The organism is Roseateles sp. YR242 (assembly GCF_900109745.1).
Lineage (GTDB): Bacteria > Pseudomonadota > Gammaproteobacteria > Burkholderiales > Burkholderiaceae_C > Roseateles.
This window is the reverse complement of record NZ_FOAV01000012.1, coordinates 13,343-27,222: the sequence shown is the minus strand read 5'-3', so window position 1 is coordinate 27,222 and position 13,880 is coordinate 13,343. Positions and strand designations below refer to the sequence as shown.

General features: G+C 65.8%; 12 protein-coding genes. 2 read left to right on the top strand and 10 right to left on the bottom strand.

Features of this window, described 5'->3' with window-relative positions:
* Positions 1-25: 25 nt before the first annotated feature.
* From BMY53_RS19475 to BMY53_RS19430, 10 genes are all read right to left on the bottom strand, one after another.
* Positions 26-1,777, bottom strand: coding sequence for a bifunctional metallophosphatase/5'-nucleotidase (locus BMY53_RS19475; RefSeq protein ID WP_092948162.1), 1,752 nt, complete (start codon positions 1,775-1,777; stop codon positions 26-28).
* A 66-nt stretch (positions 1,778-1,843) separates the two neighbouring features.
* Positions 1,844-2,503 carry an AAA family ATPase gene (locus BMY53_RS19470; RefSeq protein WP_092948161.1) on the bottom strand — a complete coding sequence of 220 codons (660 nt, stop codon included), beginning with the start codon at positions 2,501-2,503 and terminating at the stop codon, positions 1,844-1,846.
* A 7-nt stretch (positions 2,504-2,510) separates the two neighbouring features.
* Positions 2,511-3,155 (bottom strand): nicotinamide riboside transporter PnuC, encoded by a 645-nt coding sequence (gene pnuC / locus BMY53_RS19465; protein ID WP_092948160.1) that lies wholly within the window; start codon positions 3,153-3,155, stop codon positions 2,511-2,513.
* A 5-nt stretch (positions 3,156-3,160) separates the two neighbouring features.
* Complete coding sequence (ftsB, locus tag BMY53_RS19460; protein ID WP_092948159.1) at positions 3,161-3,430, bottom strand: cell division protein FtsB; 270 nt, start codon at positions 3,428-3,430, stop codon at positions 3,161-3,163.
* Positions 3,431-3,644: 214 nt separating this feature from the next.
* Complete coding sequence (gene eno, locus BMY53_RS19455; protein ID WP_092948158.1) at positions 3,645-4,931, bottom strand: phosphopyruvate hydratase; 1,287 nt, start codon at positions 4,929-4,931, stop codon at positions 3,645-3,647.
* A gap of 97 nt (positions 4,932-5,028) precedes the next feature.
* On the bottom strand, positions 5,029-5,316 hold the full coding sequence (locus BMY53_RS19450; protein WP_092948157.1) for a DUF1330 domain-containing protein: 288 nt from the start codon (positions 5,314-5,316) through the stop codon (positions 5,029-5,031).
* 23 nt (positions 5,317-5,339) lie between these two features.
* Positions 5,340-7,043: a CTP synthase gene (locus BMY53_RS19445; RefSeq protein WP_092948156.1), complete on the bottom strand. Its 1,704-nt coding sequence runs from the start codon at positions 7,041-7,043 to the stop codon at positions 5,340-5,342.
* A 57-nt stretch (positions 7,044-7,100) separates the two neighbouring features.
* Positions 7,101-7,973, bottom strand: coding sequence for an alpha/beta hydrolase (locus BMY53_RS19440; RefSeq protein ID WP_092948155.1), 873 nt, complete (start codon positions 7,971-7,973; stop codon positions 7,101-7,103).
* Positions 7,974-8,011: 38 nt separating this feature from the next.
* The gene (gene mutS, locus BMY53_RS19435) at positions 8,012-10,567 is read right to left on the bottom strand and encodes a DNA mismatch repair protein MutS (RefSeq protein ID WP_092948263.1); all 2,556 of its coding nucleotides are present in this window, start codon (positions 10,565-10,567) and stop codon (positions 8,012-8,014) included.
* A gap of 375 nt (positions 10,568-10,942) precedes the next feature.
* A complete protein-coding gene (locus tag BMY53_RS19430; RefSeq protein WP_092948154.1) occupies positions 10,943-11,923 on the bottom strand; it encodes an inositol monophosphatase family protein in 981 nt (326 codons plus the stop codon).
* A 186-nt stretch (positions 11,924-12,109) separates the two neighbouring features.
* Between BMY53_RS19430 and BMY53_RS19425 the strand changes: the two genes are divergently transcribed.
* A complete protein-coding gene (locus tag BMY53_RS19425) occupies positions 12,110-12,883 on the top strand; it encodes an RNA methyltransferase (RefSeq protein WP_255370291.1) in 774 nt (257 codons plus the stop codon).
* A gap of 181 nt (positions 12,884-13,064) precedes the next feature.
* Positions 13,065-13,841 (top strand): serine O-acetyltransferase, encoded by a 777-nt coding sequence (gene cysE, locus BMY53_RS19420; RefSeq protein WP_092948262.1) that lies wholly within the window; start codon positions 13,065-13,067, stop codon positions 13,839-13,841.
* The last annotated feature ends 39 nt before the right edge of the window (positions 13,842-13,880 follow it).

Below are 13,880 nucleotides of genomic sequence, written 5' to 3'. Positions count from 1 at the left end.
GCGACCGCAGGCCGGCGACCTCGGATCAATCGCCGCTACCCGCATCCACACGCACGGTGCGGTCCAGGCTGGTGGGTGCCACCGGCGTGGTGCCGTGGCTCTTGAAATACGCCTCCAGGGCCTGGACGTCATCCGGGCCGACCTGGACCTGCCGCCCCTTGGCCAGCGTGACGAACCCGTCGCCACCTGCCTGCAGGAAGCTGTTGACCACCACGCGCAGGCGCTGGTCGGCGCGCACTGGTTGGCCGTTCAGGGTCAGGCTGCCAGGCACCAGGCGTTGGCCGACCGGGCGGCGCTTGTCCCACTGATAGGTCAGGCCGCGTGACACCTGCAGCGGCAGGAACTTGCTGTCGTTGGCCTGCCATTGCTCTTCCAGGGCCTGCTGGAGCTGGGCACCGGTGTATTCCATCACCACCAGGGCGTTGGAGAAGGGGAGGGCAGCAAACAGGTCGCCAAAGGTCACCACGCCGTCCGGACGGCGGACGATGCCGGTGCGCACGCCGCCAATGTTGGTCAGGGCGATCTGGGCGCCACCGGCGTCAGGGGCCGCTGTGGCGGTCAGCATGGCGTCCGCCACGGCCTGGCCGACGGTGGAGCCGCCGCCCTTGTCCTTGTCAGCGCCTTCCTTGCTCAGAGACTTGGCCAGGAAGCCCACCGGTCGGTCGATCAGCGGGCCGGCCAGCTTCTGGTAGGCGTCGATCAGCGCGGTCTGGCGCGGGTCCTTGGGCGTTTCGGGGCGCACGATCAGGTTCTCGGCGCGGGCCTGAACCAGGCGGCCGTTGGTGCGGTCCAGGGTCAGGTCGATTTCGCTGACCAGGGTGCCGTACTTGTCGCCGCTGGTGACCAGCCGGCCGTCGATGCGGCAGTTGTAGGCGCGATGGGTGTGGCCGGACACCACCAGGCCCACATGGGGGTCCAGCTTCTTCACGATGTCCACGATCGGGCCGGAGATGCCCGGGCATTCGTTGTAGCTGCCGGTAGGGGCGCCGCCTTCATGGATCAGCACCACCACGGTCTGCACCCCTTGCTTGACCAGTTCCGGCACCAGCTTGTTCACCGTCTCGGCTTCGTCCTGGAAGGCCAGGCCCTTCACCCCGTTGGGGCTGACCAGCTCCGGCGTGCCCTTGAGGGTCAGGCCGATGAAACCCACCGGCACGCCCTCGAAGCGCTTGATGCTATAGGCCGGCAACACGGTCTTGCCGGTGGCGGTGTCCAGGGTGCTGGCGGCCAGGTACTGATAGTGGGCGCCGGTGAACGATGTGGGGCCCTTGCAGCCGTCCTTGGGATGGCAGCCGCCGTTCTGCTTGCGCAGCAGCTCGGTGATGCCTTGGTCGAACTCGTGGTTGCCCACGGCCGACAGGTCCAGTCCCATCATCCCCAGGGATTCGATGGTCGGTTCGTCGTGGAAGAGGGCGGACAGCAGCGGGCTGGCGCCCACCAGGTCACCCGCAGCCACAAAGACGTGGTTCGGGTTCTTGGCCTTGAGCTGCTGCACCACGGTGGCCATGCGCTCTGCGCCGCCAGCATCGATGGTGATGGTTTTCGACGGATCCGCCGGGTCCTTCAGACGGATGCCGCCTGCGGGCGGCAGCAGGTTGCCGTGAAAGTCGTTGATGGCCAGCACCTTGACCGCGACCGTCTGGGCGTTTGACGCGGCGGTGGGGGCTGGCGTGTTCGTCCAGGAACCACACGCGCTGAGCAACGCGGCACCCAACACCACGGGCAGTGCTGAGCGCGCCGGAACTGCATTCAGAAGGCGGGAGAGGCTGATAACCATCAAAAAGCTCCTGATACCCAAACGTTTGCGATTGACGACCGGCGAGATTGTGCCTTCGGTTTTGTTTCAGCGACGTTGCCGGCGGCTGGCGTGTTCGCAAGCCGCGTCGTCGCAGTGTTCACAGTGCCATTCGCCGCCGAGACTGTCGTCTCGTTGCATCAGGCGGCTGAAGAGGCCGTCGCCGGGTGCCACGTGGGCGCGCAGCAGCGGGCCCAGGGCGTTGAGCGCCTGCGCGAGTCGGTCGTCACCCCGGCCGCCGACCACGCTGAAGTCCAGCTTTGCCGCACGGAGCGCGCGGCGGACCAGGCGGTCCGTGGGCGCCTGGGCGTGGGGGCCGTCGCGCATGCTGTCGGCCACCCAGGGCAGGTCCAGCGCCATCAGCAGCGTGGCATCCATGCCGGACTGGGCCTGGATGGCGAAGGGGTAGAGGCTGCTGTCCTGGAAGAGTTGGTCGCTGTAGACGGCGGTCATCAGCGGGGTGGTGTCGTGCAGCACCACATCATGGTCGCGCGCGGCAGCCTGGCCGCGGGCCTGCTGCTCGATGGCGATGGCCATCTGTTCGTCCGGCCTCGGGGTGCGGCCCTCGCGGTTGCACCATTCACGCAGGTATTCGGTCACCAGGGCCGGGCGCAGGCGAGTGTTGCGGGCCAGGTGGTCCTGCAGTGCCAGGCCGAGCTGGCTCTTGCCGGTGCTTTCGGCGCCTAGCAGCGCAATGTGGAGCGCCATGGGGGCCTCAAGCCGGAACCGCGGCGCCCAGTTGCCGCTGCCACGCGCGCCAGCCCGCCACCGACATCGGCACGAACACGGCGTAGAGCACCACCGTCAGCCAGTAGCCCTTGAACGCGAACAGCGCCACGCTCACCAAGTTGACCACCACCCAGACGGGCCAGTTCTCCTGGTATTTGCGGCCCAGCAGCCACTGGCCGGTGATGCTGGCCACGGTGGGCAGGGCATCCCAGTAGGGGAGTGGGGAATCGGTGCGGTGCTGGAGGAACAGCCCCAGCAGCGGCCAGGCCACCAGCGTGGCCATCAGGGCCAGCCAGCGGCCGCGGGTGCCCAGGGTGCGCACATGCAGGGACTGACCGTCCCGGGTGCGGCCGCGCATCCATTGCCACCAGCCCCACAGCGCCAGCGCCGCGAACAGCAACTGCAGCGTGGCCTCGCCATAGAGCTTGCCGCTCCAGAAGAGTACGAAGTAGAGCAGGGAGCTGGTCAGTGCCAGGGGCCAGGCCAGCACCTGTACCCGCATGTTGCACACCACCATCCAGACGGCCAGCACAAAGGCCGCCAGTTCCAGCCAGCTGATGGGGCTGCCCAGGGCGATGAATGCGGGAGAGAGCGCCACGTCCAGCAGCGCTTGCAGCGAGTCAGGCACCATCACGTTCAGCGTCGCAGGGGGACAAACACTTCGTCCGGCTTGACCATGCCCAGTTCCATGCGTGCTTTTTCTTCGACCATTTCCAGGCCTTCACGCAGGTCCAGCAGCTCGGCCTGTAATTGTGCGTTGCGGGCGCGGGCCTTCTCGTTGGCCTCACGCTGCTCCTGCACCTCCGCGCGTAACTGGACGCCGCGGGCCAGGCCGCCCTTGCCCAGCCAGAGCTGAGCCTGGATGGCGACCAGGAAGGCGGTCAGGACGATGGCCAGGGCTTTCACGGGCCGAAGTTTAGCCTCAGCCCATGTCGGCCCATGGCGGCAGGGCTACCGCATTCAGGTGGGCTACGCACAAATGCTTGCAGATGCGGTGCCGACGCAACGTTTGGTAACGCGTGAGGAGGCAAGACCTGGCCGATGAAAAAAGCGCCTCCGCGAGGGAGGCGCTTTGCCGGGTGTTCTGCGGCGTGCCCGAGGGCACGCATACGCTGTGCGATCAGCGCAGGTTGTAGAACGCAGAGCGGCCGGGGTAGACGGCGATTTCGCCCAGGTCTTCCTCGATGCGCAGCAGCTGGTTGTACTTGGCCATGCGGTCCGAGCGCGACAGCGAGCCGGTCTTGATCTGGCCAGCGTTCAGGCCCACGGCGATGTCCGAGATGGTGGAGTCTTCGGTTTCGCCCGAGCGGTGCGAGATCACGGCGGTGTAGCCGGCGCGCTTGGCCATCTCGATGGCGGCGAAGGTCTCGGTCAGGGTGCCAATCTGGTTGATCTTGATCAGGATCGAGTTGGCGATGTCCTTGTCGATGCCTTCCTTCAGGATCTTGGTGTTGGTGACGAACAGGTCGTCGCCCACCAGCTGAACCTTCTTGCCCAGGCGTTCGGTCAGGTGCTTCCAGCCATCCCAGTCGCCTTCGGCCATGCCGTCTTCGATGGAGATGATGGGGTACTTGTCGACCCAGGTGGCCAGCATGTCGGTCCACTGCTCGGCGCTCAGTTGCACGCCGCCTTCGCCTTCCAGCACGTACTTGCCGTCCTTGTAGAACTCGCTGGCCGCGCAGTCCAGCGCCAGGGCGATCTGCTCGCCAGCGGTGTAGCCCGCCTTGTCGATCGCTTCCAGGATCAGTTGCAGGCCGGCTTCATGGCTTTCCACGTTGGGCGCGAAGCCGCCTTCGTCGCCGACGGCGGTGGGCATGCCCTTGCTGTCGATGATCTTCTTGAGTGCGTGGAAGACTTCGGCACCCCAGCGCAGGGCTTCACGGAAGCTCGGTGCGCCCACGGGGACGATCATGAGTTCCTGCAGGTCCAGCGAGTTGTTGGCGTGGGCGCCGCCGTTGATGACGTTCATCATCGGCACCGGCAGTTGCACACCGCCCATGCCGCCGAAGTAGCGGTACAGGGGCAGGCCGGACTCTTCAGCAGCAGCGCGGGCCACGGCCATGGAGACAGCCAGCATGGCGTTGGCGCCCAGGCGGCTCTTGTTCTCGGTGCCGTCCAGGTCGATCAGGGTCTTGTCCAGGAAGGCTTGTTCCGAGGCGTCCAGGCCCAGCACGGCTTCGGAGATCTCGGTATTGATGTGTTCCACGGCCTTGAGCACGCCCTTGCCCAGGTAGCGGTTCTTGTCGCCGTCACGCAGTTCGATGGCTTCACGCGAACCGGTGGAGGCGCCCGACGGCACGGCCGCACGGCCCATCACGCCGGATTCCAGCAGCACGTCGCACTCGACAGTGGGGTTGCCACGGCTATCGAGGATCTCGCGTCCGACGATGTCAACAATCGCGCTCATGAAAACAGTCTCCAGAAGTAGAAAAACTTAGCGCCGCGCATGGTGCCAGCTATCCGTTACCAGCGCTGAACAATCTGCGGGTGTGCTGTCGAAGCTCTCAGGCCCCGTCCACCACGACCATGCGCACGATGCCGGCGTTCTCACGCAACTGGCGTGCGCGCAGGTAGGTCTCGGAGTGATAGAAGCCCTTGGCCGCGTCACGGTCGGTGAACTTGAGCACCACCAGGCGGCTGGGGGCCCAGTCGCCCTCCAGGACCTCGATCTCGCCACCGCGCACCAGCACCTCGGCCCCATGCTCCTTCATCGCTTTGGTGCTCCATTCGCGGTAGGCCGCCATCTTGTCGGCATCGGTCACGGTCACATCAATGATGATGAAGGCGGGCATGGGGTCTCCGGGGTGGGTGGGGCTCAGGCGGCCTTGATATCGGCTTTGTTGTCAGCCGTGTTGTCAGCTTTCGTGCCGTGGCCGCTCTTGACCTTGTGTTCCAGCGCCGCCTTGATGAAGGCGGTGAAGAGCGGGTGGCCGCCCCAGGGGGTGGACTTGAATTCCGGGTGGAATTGCACGCCCATGTACCAGGGATGCACGTTGCGCGGCAGCTCGACGATTTCAGTGAGTTTCTCGCGCTGGGTGATGGCGGAGATCACGAGGCCAGCGTCTTGCAGGCGGTCGAGGTAGTGCTCGTTGGCTTCGTAGCGGTGGCGATGGCGCTCGGTCACGACCGGGCCATAGATCTCATAGGCCAGCGTGCCGGGCTTGACGTCCGAGCTCTGGGCGCCCAGACGCATGGTGCCGCCCAGGTCGGACTTTTCGTCACGCTTCTGGATGGTGCCGTCGGCGTCCTGCCACTCGTCGATCAACGCGATGACGGGGTGCGGGGATTCGGGTTCGAATTCGGTGGAATTCGCGCCGTCCAGGTGCGCCAGGTGGCGGGCGTATTCAATGGTCGCGACCTGCATGCCCAGGCAGATGCCCAGGTAGGGGGTGCGATGCTCGCGGGCATACTGGGCCGCCAGGATCTTGCCCTCCACGCCACGCTTGCCGAAGCCGCCGGGCACGAGAATGGCGTCAAACTTGCCGAGTTGGCCGATGTGTTCATCGTCCAGGGTCTCGGAGTCGACGTACTCGATGTTGACGCGGGCATGGTTGTGGATGCCGGCGTGGCGCAGCGCCTCGTTGAGCGACTTGTAGCTGTCCGACAGGTCGGTGTACTTGCCGCACATGGCGATGTTGACTTCGGTCTTGGGGTTCTCCACCTCATGCACCAGGGTGTCCCAACGCTTGAGGTCGGTGGACTTGGTGTTGAGCTGCAGCTTGGTGCAGATGAGCTGGTCCAGGCCTTGTTCGTGCAGGACGCGCGGCACCTTGTAGATGGTGTTGACATCCCACATGGAGATCACACCGTACTCGGGCACGTTGGTGAACAGCGAGATCTTTTCGCGTTCGTCATCCGGGATGCGGCGGTCGGCCCGGCACAGCAGGGCGTCGGGCTGGATGCCGATTTCGCGCAGTTTCTGGACGGTGTGCTGGGTCGGCTTGGTCTTGAGCTCGCCGGCAGCGGCGATCCAGGGCACGTAGGTCAGATGGACGTAGGCCACATTGGTGGGGCCCAGCTTGAGGCTCATCTGACGAGCAGCTTCCAGGAACGGCAGCGATTCAATGTCGCCCACCGTGCCGCCGATTTCAACGATGGCCACGTCCACCGCGTCGGGCGTGCCGTGACCGGCGCCGCGACGGATGAATTCCTGCATCTCGTTGGTGATGTGCGGGATGACCTGGACGGTCTTGCCCAGATAGTCGCCGCGACGCTCCTTCTCCAGCACGGACATGTAGATTTGTCCGGTGGTGAAGTTGTTGCTGCGCTTCATCCGGGTGGTGATGAAGCGCTCGTAGTGGCCCAGGTCCAGGTCAGTTTCCGCACCGTCATCGGTAACGAACACCTCACCATGCTGGAAGGGGGACATGGTGCCCGGATCCACGTTGATGTAGGGATCCAGCTTGATGAGGGTGACCTTGAGGCCGCGGGACTCGAGAAGCGCCGCTAGGGAGGCCGATGCGATGCCCTTGCCGAGGGAGGACACGACACCGCCGGTGACGAAGACGTACTTGGTCATTGTCTTGCAGCGCCCTGGTTCTTCCGGACCCAAAAACGCCGTGGTGGTAAAGCGGCATTATATGCGTGTCGGGGAGGGCGCCATCTCCCTCATCAATGCCAGCACCAGCGCAGCGGTGTCGTCGGGACGCTCGAACGGGTAGAGGTGGGTGCCTTCGAACCAGCGAAACAGGTGTTTCGCCAGGGCCTTGGAGCCTGCGGCGCCCGCCTGGCGCAGTTCCTCGGACTGGGTGCCGGCGATGAAGGCGACCGGGCAACGCGGTGGGTGGTTGCGCAGGATGTGCGGCAGGTTGTGGGGCAGGGTGTCGTAGATCCGGGTCTCGATGTCCCGGCTGAAGCCCAGCTTCACGCGGCCGTCTGCCAGCGTGTCGAAGCCGCTGCCGACGTAGTCCTGCAGGACCCGGGGATCCCAGCGGGCGAATTTGCTCTTGGACGCGAAATGCGCATGCACGTCCGGCCGGCTGGGCCATTCGTGACGGCGCAACCGGGAGACCTTGCCCGGTGACACACGCTGGATGAGCCCGGCGGCCTTGACCACCTGCAGGCTGTGGGCCCGCCACCCGTCCACCACCGGTGAATCCAGCATCACGAGCCCAGCCGCCAGCGAGGGCTTCTTGCAGGCCGCCAGCAGCGACACGATGCCGCCCAGCGAGTGGCCAATCAGCATCACCGGCCCAGCCGGCTGGACCTCATCCTGGATGAAATGAAGCAGTTCATCACGCAGATGTGGCCAGTTGCTGGTGACCGGGAAACTGGGGTTGTGGCCAATGCGCGGCAGCGCATGCACCTGCCAGCCAGCCGCCTGCCAAACGTCGAACAACACGCGATAACAACCTGCGGGGAATCCGTTGGCGTGGGAGAAGACGATCGTCCGCGTCGGTGGCGACTCGTCATCGGCAGGGCGTTTGGCGTGGGGCTGGGCAGTGCTCATGAGGGTGATCGTTCAAGTCCTTTGGCAGTGCCCAGTCGTCAGCGACGCTGGTTGGCCACCGATTTGAGCTGGTAAAGCATGGCATGCGCCTCGCGCGGGCTCAAGGCGTCCGGGTCGATGTCACGCAAGGCGTCCAGCAACGGAGATTCCACATCTGCCACGGCCGACAAGGCGGGTTCCGGCGGCGGGGCAAAGAGGTCGATCTGCGTTTCGCCCTCGGAGGCGCGCGCCTCCAGGGCTTCCAGTGCTGCGCGGGCCTGCCGCACCACCGGTGACGGCATGCCCGCCAGCCGGGCCACCTGCACGCCGTAGCTCCGGCTGGCCGGGCCGAGCTGGATCTCATGCAGGAAGACGATGTCCTCGCCGCTTTCCACCGCCGAGACATGCATGTTCACCGCTTGCGGATGCTTGGCCGGGAATTCGGTGAGCTCGAAGTAGTGGGTGGCAAAGAGCGTGAAGGACCGGCACTTGTCATGCAGGTGGGTGGCAATGGCACCTGCCAGCGCCAAGCCGTCAAAGGTCGAGGTGCCCCGGCCGATTTCGTCCATCAGCACCAGCGATTGCTCGGACGCGCTATGCAGGATGGCCGCCGCTTCGGTCATCTCCAGCATGAAGGTGGACTGCGCATTGGCCAGGTCGTCTGCGGCACCGATCCGGGTGTGGATGGCGTCGATGGGCCCGAGCCGGCAGGTGGTCGCCGGTACGTAGGCGCCCAGGGCGGACAACAGCGCAATCAGTGCCACCTGCCGCATGAAGGTGGATTTACCACCCATGTTGGGGCCGGTGATGACCAGCAGCTTGGTGCGGGCGTCCAGCCGGCAGTCATTGGCCATGAATTCGCCGGCGCCCGTCTCGCGCAGCCGCGCCTCGACCACCGGGTGGCGGCCGCCCTGGATGTCGATGCAGGGATGGCTGACAAATTCGGGGCGACACCAGTTGAGCGTTGCGGCCCGTTCGGCCAGCGTCGCCAGCACATCCAGCGAGGCCAGCGACCGCGCCAGCCGACCCAGCGTCGGCAGCTCTTCGCTGAGCTGGTCGATCACGGTTTCGTACAGCAGCTTTTCGCGCGCCAATGCCCGCTCCTGCGCGGACAAGGCCTTGTCTTCAAAGGTCTTGAGCTCCGGCGTGATGAAACGCTCGGCGTTCTTCAGGGTCTGGCGGCGCTGGTAGTCCAGTGGCACCTTGTCCAGCCCGCTGGAAGTGACCTCGATGTAGAACCCATGCACCTTGTTGAACTGCACCCGCAGGTTGCCAATGCCGGTCCGCGCCCGTTCACGGGTTTCCAGGTCCAACAGGAAGGCGTCGCAGTTCTCCTGGATCGCCCGCAGCTCGTCCAGCTGTTCATCGAAGCCGGTGGCGATGACGCCGCCATCACGCAGCAGGACCGCCGGTTCCTCGGCAATCGCCCGTGTCAGCAGTTCGGCCAGGTGGGGCGAGGCGTTCAGCCCCTGCGAAAACTCTTCCAGCAACGCCGCACCGCCAGGCACCGTCTGGGCGAGTTCGGGCAGGATCTGCAGCGTGGCGCGCAGGCCGGCCAACTCGCGCGGCCGCACCTGGCGCAGTGCGATGCGCGCCGCAATTCGCTCCACGTCGGAGACCTGGCGCAGTGCTTCGCGCAGCGGTTCGAAGCCGGTGGTCAACAGCTCGGCAATCGACTCCTGGCGTGCCTTGGCCGGTGCGCGGTCGCGCGGCGGATGCAGCAGCCAGTGGCGCAGCGCGCGGCTGCCCATGCCAGTGCGGCAGGTGTCCAGTAATGAGAGCAGCGTGGGGGAGGTCTCGCCCCGCAGCGTCTGGGTCAGTTCCAGGTTGCGTTGGGTGGCGGGGGGCAAGTCCAGCAGGTCGGTCGCCCGTTGCACCTCCAGGCTCTTGACGTGGGCCAGTGCCCGCCCTTGCGTATGTTCGGCATAGGAGAGCAGGGCGGCTGCCGCCGCGTGCGCGACGGTCAGCTCCTGCGCATTGAACCCCTGCAGGCTGGCCACCGCCAATTGCTCGCACAACTTGCGCTGACCGAGTGTGGTGTCGAACTGCCAGCCTGGACGGTTGGTGATCGGGAGCCGGGCCGCCAGCACGGCGGCCGGATGTTTCTCGCGGTCCACCAGCACCTCCGCCGGTGCCAGGCGGGCCAGCCAGGAAGGCAGGTCGCGTTCGTCGCACTGTGCCAGACCCAGTTGGCCCTGCGTCAGTGAGAGCCAGGCCAGGCCATAGGTCTTGCCCTGGGTGGACACGGCCAGCAGGACGGAGTCCTGCTTGTCGGCCAGCAGTTCGGTGTCGGTGATGGTGCCGGGCGTGACCACCCGCACCACCTTGCGCTCCACCGGCCCCTTGCTGGCGCCGACTTCACCCACCTGCTCGGCGATGGCCACCGCCTCGCCGAGCTTGATTAGCTTGGCCAGGTAGGCTTCCAGTGCATGCACCGGCACCCCGGCCATCACGACCGGCGCACCAGCGCTCTGGCCGCGTGTGGTCAGCGTGACGTCGAGCAGTTGGTTGGCCTTGCGCGCGTCATCAAAGAAGACTTCATAGAAGTCTCCCATGCGGTAGAACACCAGCGTCTCCGGGAACTCGGCCTTTATCCGGAGATATTGGGCCATCATGGGAGTGTGCTGGGCGAAATCGTCGGTCGCGGCGCTGCTCATCGGGCTTGAAAAATGAACAAAGCCCTCGGGCCGAGGGCTTGTGAAAGGTCTGCGGACCGAGAGTGTAGGGCAGCGTCAGCCCTGCTGGCCCGAGTCACTGCCGCAGGCCGACTTCCTGATGAGGGCCTGTCCCCCGCCAGGGGCATCCTCGCCACCACCCTGAAAGTGCCCGCGACCCCGGGCAGGTGCCAGAGGTGCGGGAGGTTGACGCGCAGAACTGCCAATGACAAAGCCCTCCGGCTGGAGGGCTTTGTGTAGCGGCACCAGTTCAACCTGACGCAAGAAGCCCCGCGGGAAGTAACCGCAGGAAATGGTGCAGGATCAGTCCTGGCGTCAGCCGTTGTTGCCGGGTTCGTTACCGGCCTCGGCCTTCTTGATGCGCACCGGAGCGCGCTTCTTGGGGGCTTCGCCGCCTTCGGCAGCAGCGGTCGCCTTGGCCGGCTTGGCCTTGCCGCCCTCGGGCTGTTCGCCGGCCTGCGCATCGGCTTCCAGATCATCAGCCGTGATGACGCGGGAGTAGGGGGCGAGGATCTGCACCACCTGACCGTAGATCTTGGGGCTGCCGGCGATGATTTCGCGCTGGAAGAGGAAGTCCGGCTCGCCGGTGAAGTTGCCCACCAGGCCACCCGCTTCGGTGACGATCAGCGAACCTGCGGCCACGTCCCAGGGGTTCAGGCCGGTTTCGAAGAAGGCGTCGTAGTGGCCGGCGGCCACGTAGCAGAGATCCAGCGCTGCAGCGCCCGGGCGACGGACGCCGGCGCACTGGGTCATGATCTCTTCGAACATCTTCATGTAGCGCTTGAAGTTGTCGCCACGGCGGAAGGGGAAGCCGGTGCCGATCAGGGCGTCGCTCATGCGGGTGCGGCGCGACACGCGCAGGCGGCGGTCGTTCATGAAGGCGCCGCGGCCCTTGGTGGCGTAGAAGAGATCGTTGCGGGTCGGGTCATAGACCACAGCCTGCTGCACCACGTTGCGGTGGGCCAGCGCGATGGACACGCAGTACACCGGGAAGCCGTGGATGAAGTTGGTGGTGCCGTCCAGCGGGTCGATGATCCACTGGTATTCCGAATGGCGGGCGCCGTGGGCGCGGCCGGATTCTTCCGCCAGGATGCCGTGGTCGGGGTAGGCGGTGAGCAGGGTCTCGATGATGGCCGCTTCAGCGGCCTGGTCCACCTCGGTCACGAAGTCATTGGGCGACTTGGTGTTGATCTTCAGGATGTCCAGGTCCATCGAGGCACGGTTGATGATGGCGCCTGCGGTACGCGCCGCCTTGATGGCGACGTTGAGCATGGGATGAAGAGCGGCTTGCGTCATGCGAGGACGATTCCTGAACTTGAGGTGGACTGACAGAGGAAAAGAGCAGCGCGGCCCAGATTTTGGGCGCGGATAATCTGCCATTTTGGCACAGAGTTCGTGGTTTCCCCTATGTCGCAGCCGTCACGCCCCCCAGCCGCCGTCGAAAACGGCACAGACCCGGTGAATGAACGGGCGGCTGGACCCGTGGCCGACCCCACCCGCTTCGTGCTCATCGAAACCAGCCACCCTGGCAATGTAGGCGCCACCGCGCGTGCCATGAAGGTGATGGGATTCAAGGATCTGGTGCTGGTGCGCCCGCGTTTCTCCGATGTGCTGAGCCAGGAAGAAACCGTGGCCATGGCCAGCGGTGCAGCGGACATCCTGGCGCGCGCCCGCATCGTGGACCGCCTGGAAGATGCACTGGAAGGCTGCACGATGGTCTGCGCCACGGCGATGACCCCGCGCGACTTTGGCCCGCCCACACGGGCGCCGCGTGAACTGTTCCAGGAGCTGTCGTCCACGGAAGAAGGCAGGCGTCATCGCGTGGCGCTGGTGTTCGGTTCCGAGCGCTACGGCATGAGTAACGAGGATGTGTACCGCGCCCATGCGGTGCTCTCCATCCCCACCCACCCGGTGTATGGCTCCCTGAACCTGGCCCAGGCGGTGCAGTTGCTGGCCTATGACTGGCGGCAGGCGCTGGGTGGCTACGAGGTGGCAGCCCGCACGGCCGACCCGAACCTGGCGGATGCGCAGTCGGTGCAAGGGCTGCTGCGGCATCTGGAAGGGAGCCTGGTGCGCCTGGGCTACCTGGACCCGGCGTCGCCCAAGAAGCTCATGCCGCGATTGAACCAGCTGTTCAATCGCGCGGCGCTGACGCAGGAGGAAGTGCACATCCTGCGCGGCATTGCCCGGGCGATCGACAAGCAGAGTGACCAGGTGGCGGCAGCAGCGTCTGCCGCAGACGGCCGCCCCGACTGAGCCTGCCGGGCACAAGCCCCCTGGCGGGCAAGGCTGATACCCGACGCTAAACTGTTGACCCCTTGTTCCCCCGGCGTGCCCCGGGGTGGATTCCGGTCTGGCCGGTCTGGCCTGGTCGGGTGGGCCCCGTGGTTCACCACTTCTTCAACCTGTTTTGGACAGCCTCTGCGCTGCCTTTGCCATGTTCCAGCGTCTTCGCGAAGACATCGCCTGCATCCTCGAACGCGACCCCGCCGCCCGCTCGGCCTGGGAAGTGCTGACCTGCTACCCGGGTCTGCATGCGCTCGTCCTGCACCGCTTCGCGCATGGCTGTTGGGTCCGTGGCTTCAAGTGGCTGGGGCGTTTCACCTCGCATGTGGCGCGATTCCTGACCGGTATCGAGATTCACCCGGGCGCCACCATCGGCCGGCGTGTGTTCATCGACCACGGTATGGGCATCGTCATTGGTGAGATGGCGGAGATTGGTGATGAGTGCACCATCTACCAGGGCGTGACGCTCGGCGGCACCTCGCTGGTGAAGGGGGCCAAGCGGCACCCGACGCTGGGCCGGGGTGTCATCGTGGGCGCCAATGCGAGCGTGCTGGGTGGCTTCACAGTGGGCGAGGGCGCTCGTGTGGGGTCCAGCGCGGTTGTGACCAAGCCCGTGCCGGCCGGTGCGACTGCCGTGGGCAACCCGGCGCGGGTGATCGAAGCGAAGGGCGATGCCCGGCGCGAGGAGGCGGCGGCCCGCATGGGCTTCTCCGCGTTCTCTGCCTACGGTGTTGCGCAAGGCGATGACCCCGTGGCCATGGCGATGAAGGGGCTGATCGACAACGCGTCGTCCCACGAGCATCAGATCGCGCTGCTGTGGCAGGCCATCACCAAGCTCTCCGAAGCGCAACGCAAGGATTGCGTGCCCGCCGGGGCGCAGCACGACGAGCATTTCGACGGGGCCGAACTGGCGCGGCTCGTCAAATGACAAGGGCGCCCCATGGGGGCGCCCTTTTTTAGCATTCTC

Excerpts from the sequence above, each read along its gene's own strand:
- BMY53_RS19475 (WP_092948162.1), bottom strand. The coding sequence starts at position 1,777 with ATGGTTATCAGCCTCTCCCGCCTTCTGAATGCAGTTCCGGCGCGCTCA.
- BMY53_RS19470 (WP_092948161.1), bottom strand. The coding sequence starts at position 2,503 with ATGGCGCTCCACATTGCGCTGCTAGGCGCCGAAAGCACCGGCAAGAGC.
- pnuC (WP_092948160.1), bottom strand. The coding sequence starts at position 3,155 with ATGGTGCCTGACTCGCTGCAAGCGCTGCTGGACGTGGCGCTCTCTCCC.
- eno (WP_092948158.1), bottom strand. The coding sequence starts at position 4,931 with ATGAGCGCGATTGTTGACATCGTCGGACGCGAGATCCTCGATAGCCGT.
- BMY53_RS19450 (WP_092948157.1), bottom strand. The coding sequence starts at position 5,316 with ATGCCCGCCTTCATCATCATTGATGTGACCGTGACCGATGCCGACAAG.
- BMY53_RS19445 (WP_092948156.1), bottom strand. The coding sequence starts at position 7,043 with ATGACCAAGTACGTCTTCGTCACCGGCGGTGTCGTGTCCTCCCTCGGC.
- BMY53_RS19440 (WP_092948155.1), bottom strand. The coding sequence starts at position 7,973 with ATGAGCACTGCCCAGCCCCACGCCAAACGCCCTGCCGATGACGAGTCG.
- mutS (WP_092948263.1), bottom strand. The coding sequence starts at position 10,567 with ATGATGGCCCAATATCTCCGGATAAAGGCCGAGTTCCCGGAGACGCTG.
- BMY53_RS19430 (WP_092948154.1), bottom strand. The coding sequence starts at position 11,923 with ATGACGCAAGCCGCTCTTCATCCCATGCTCAACGTCGCCATCAAGGCG.
- cysE (WP_092948262.1), top strand. The coding sequence starts at position 13,065 with ATGTTCCAGCGTCTTCGCGAAGACATCGCCTGCATCCTCGAACGCGAC.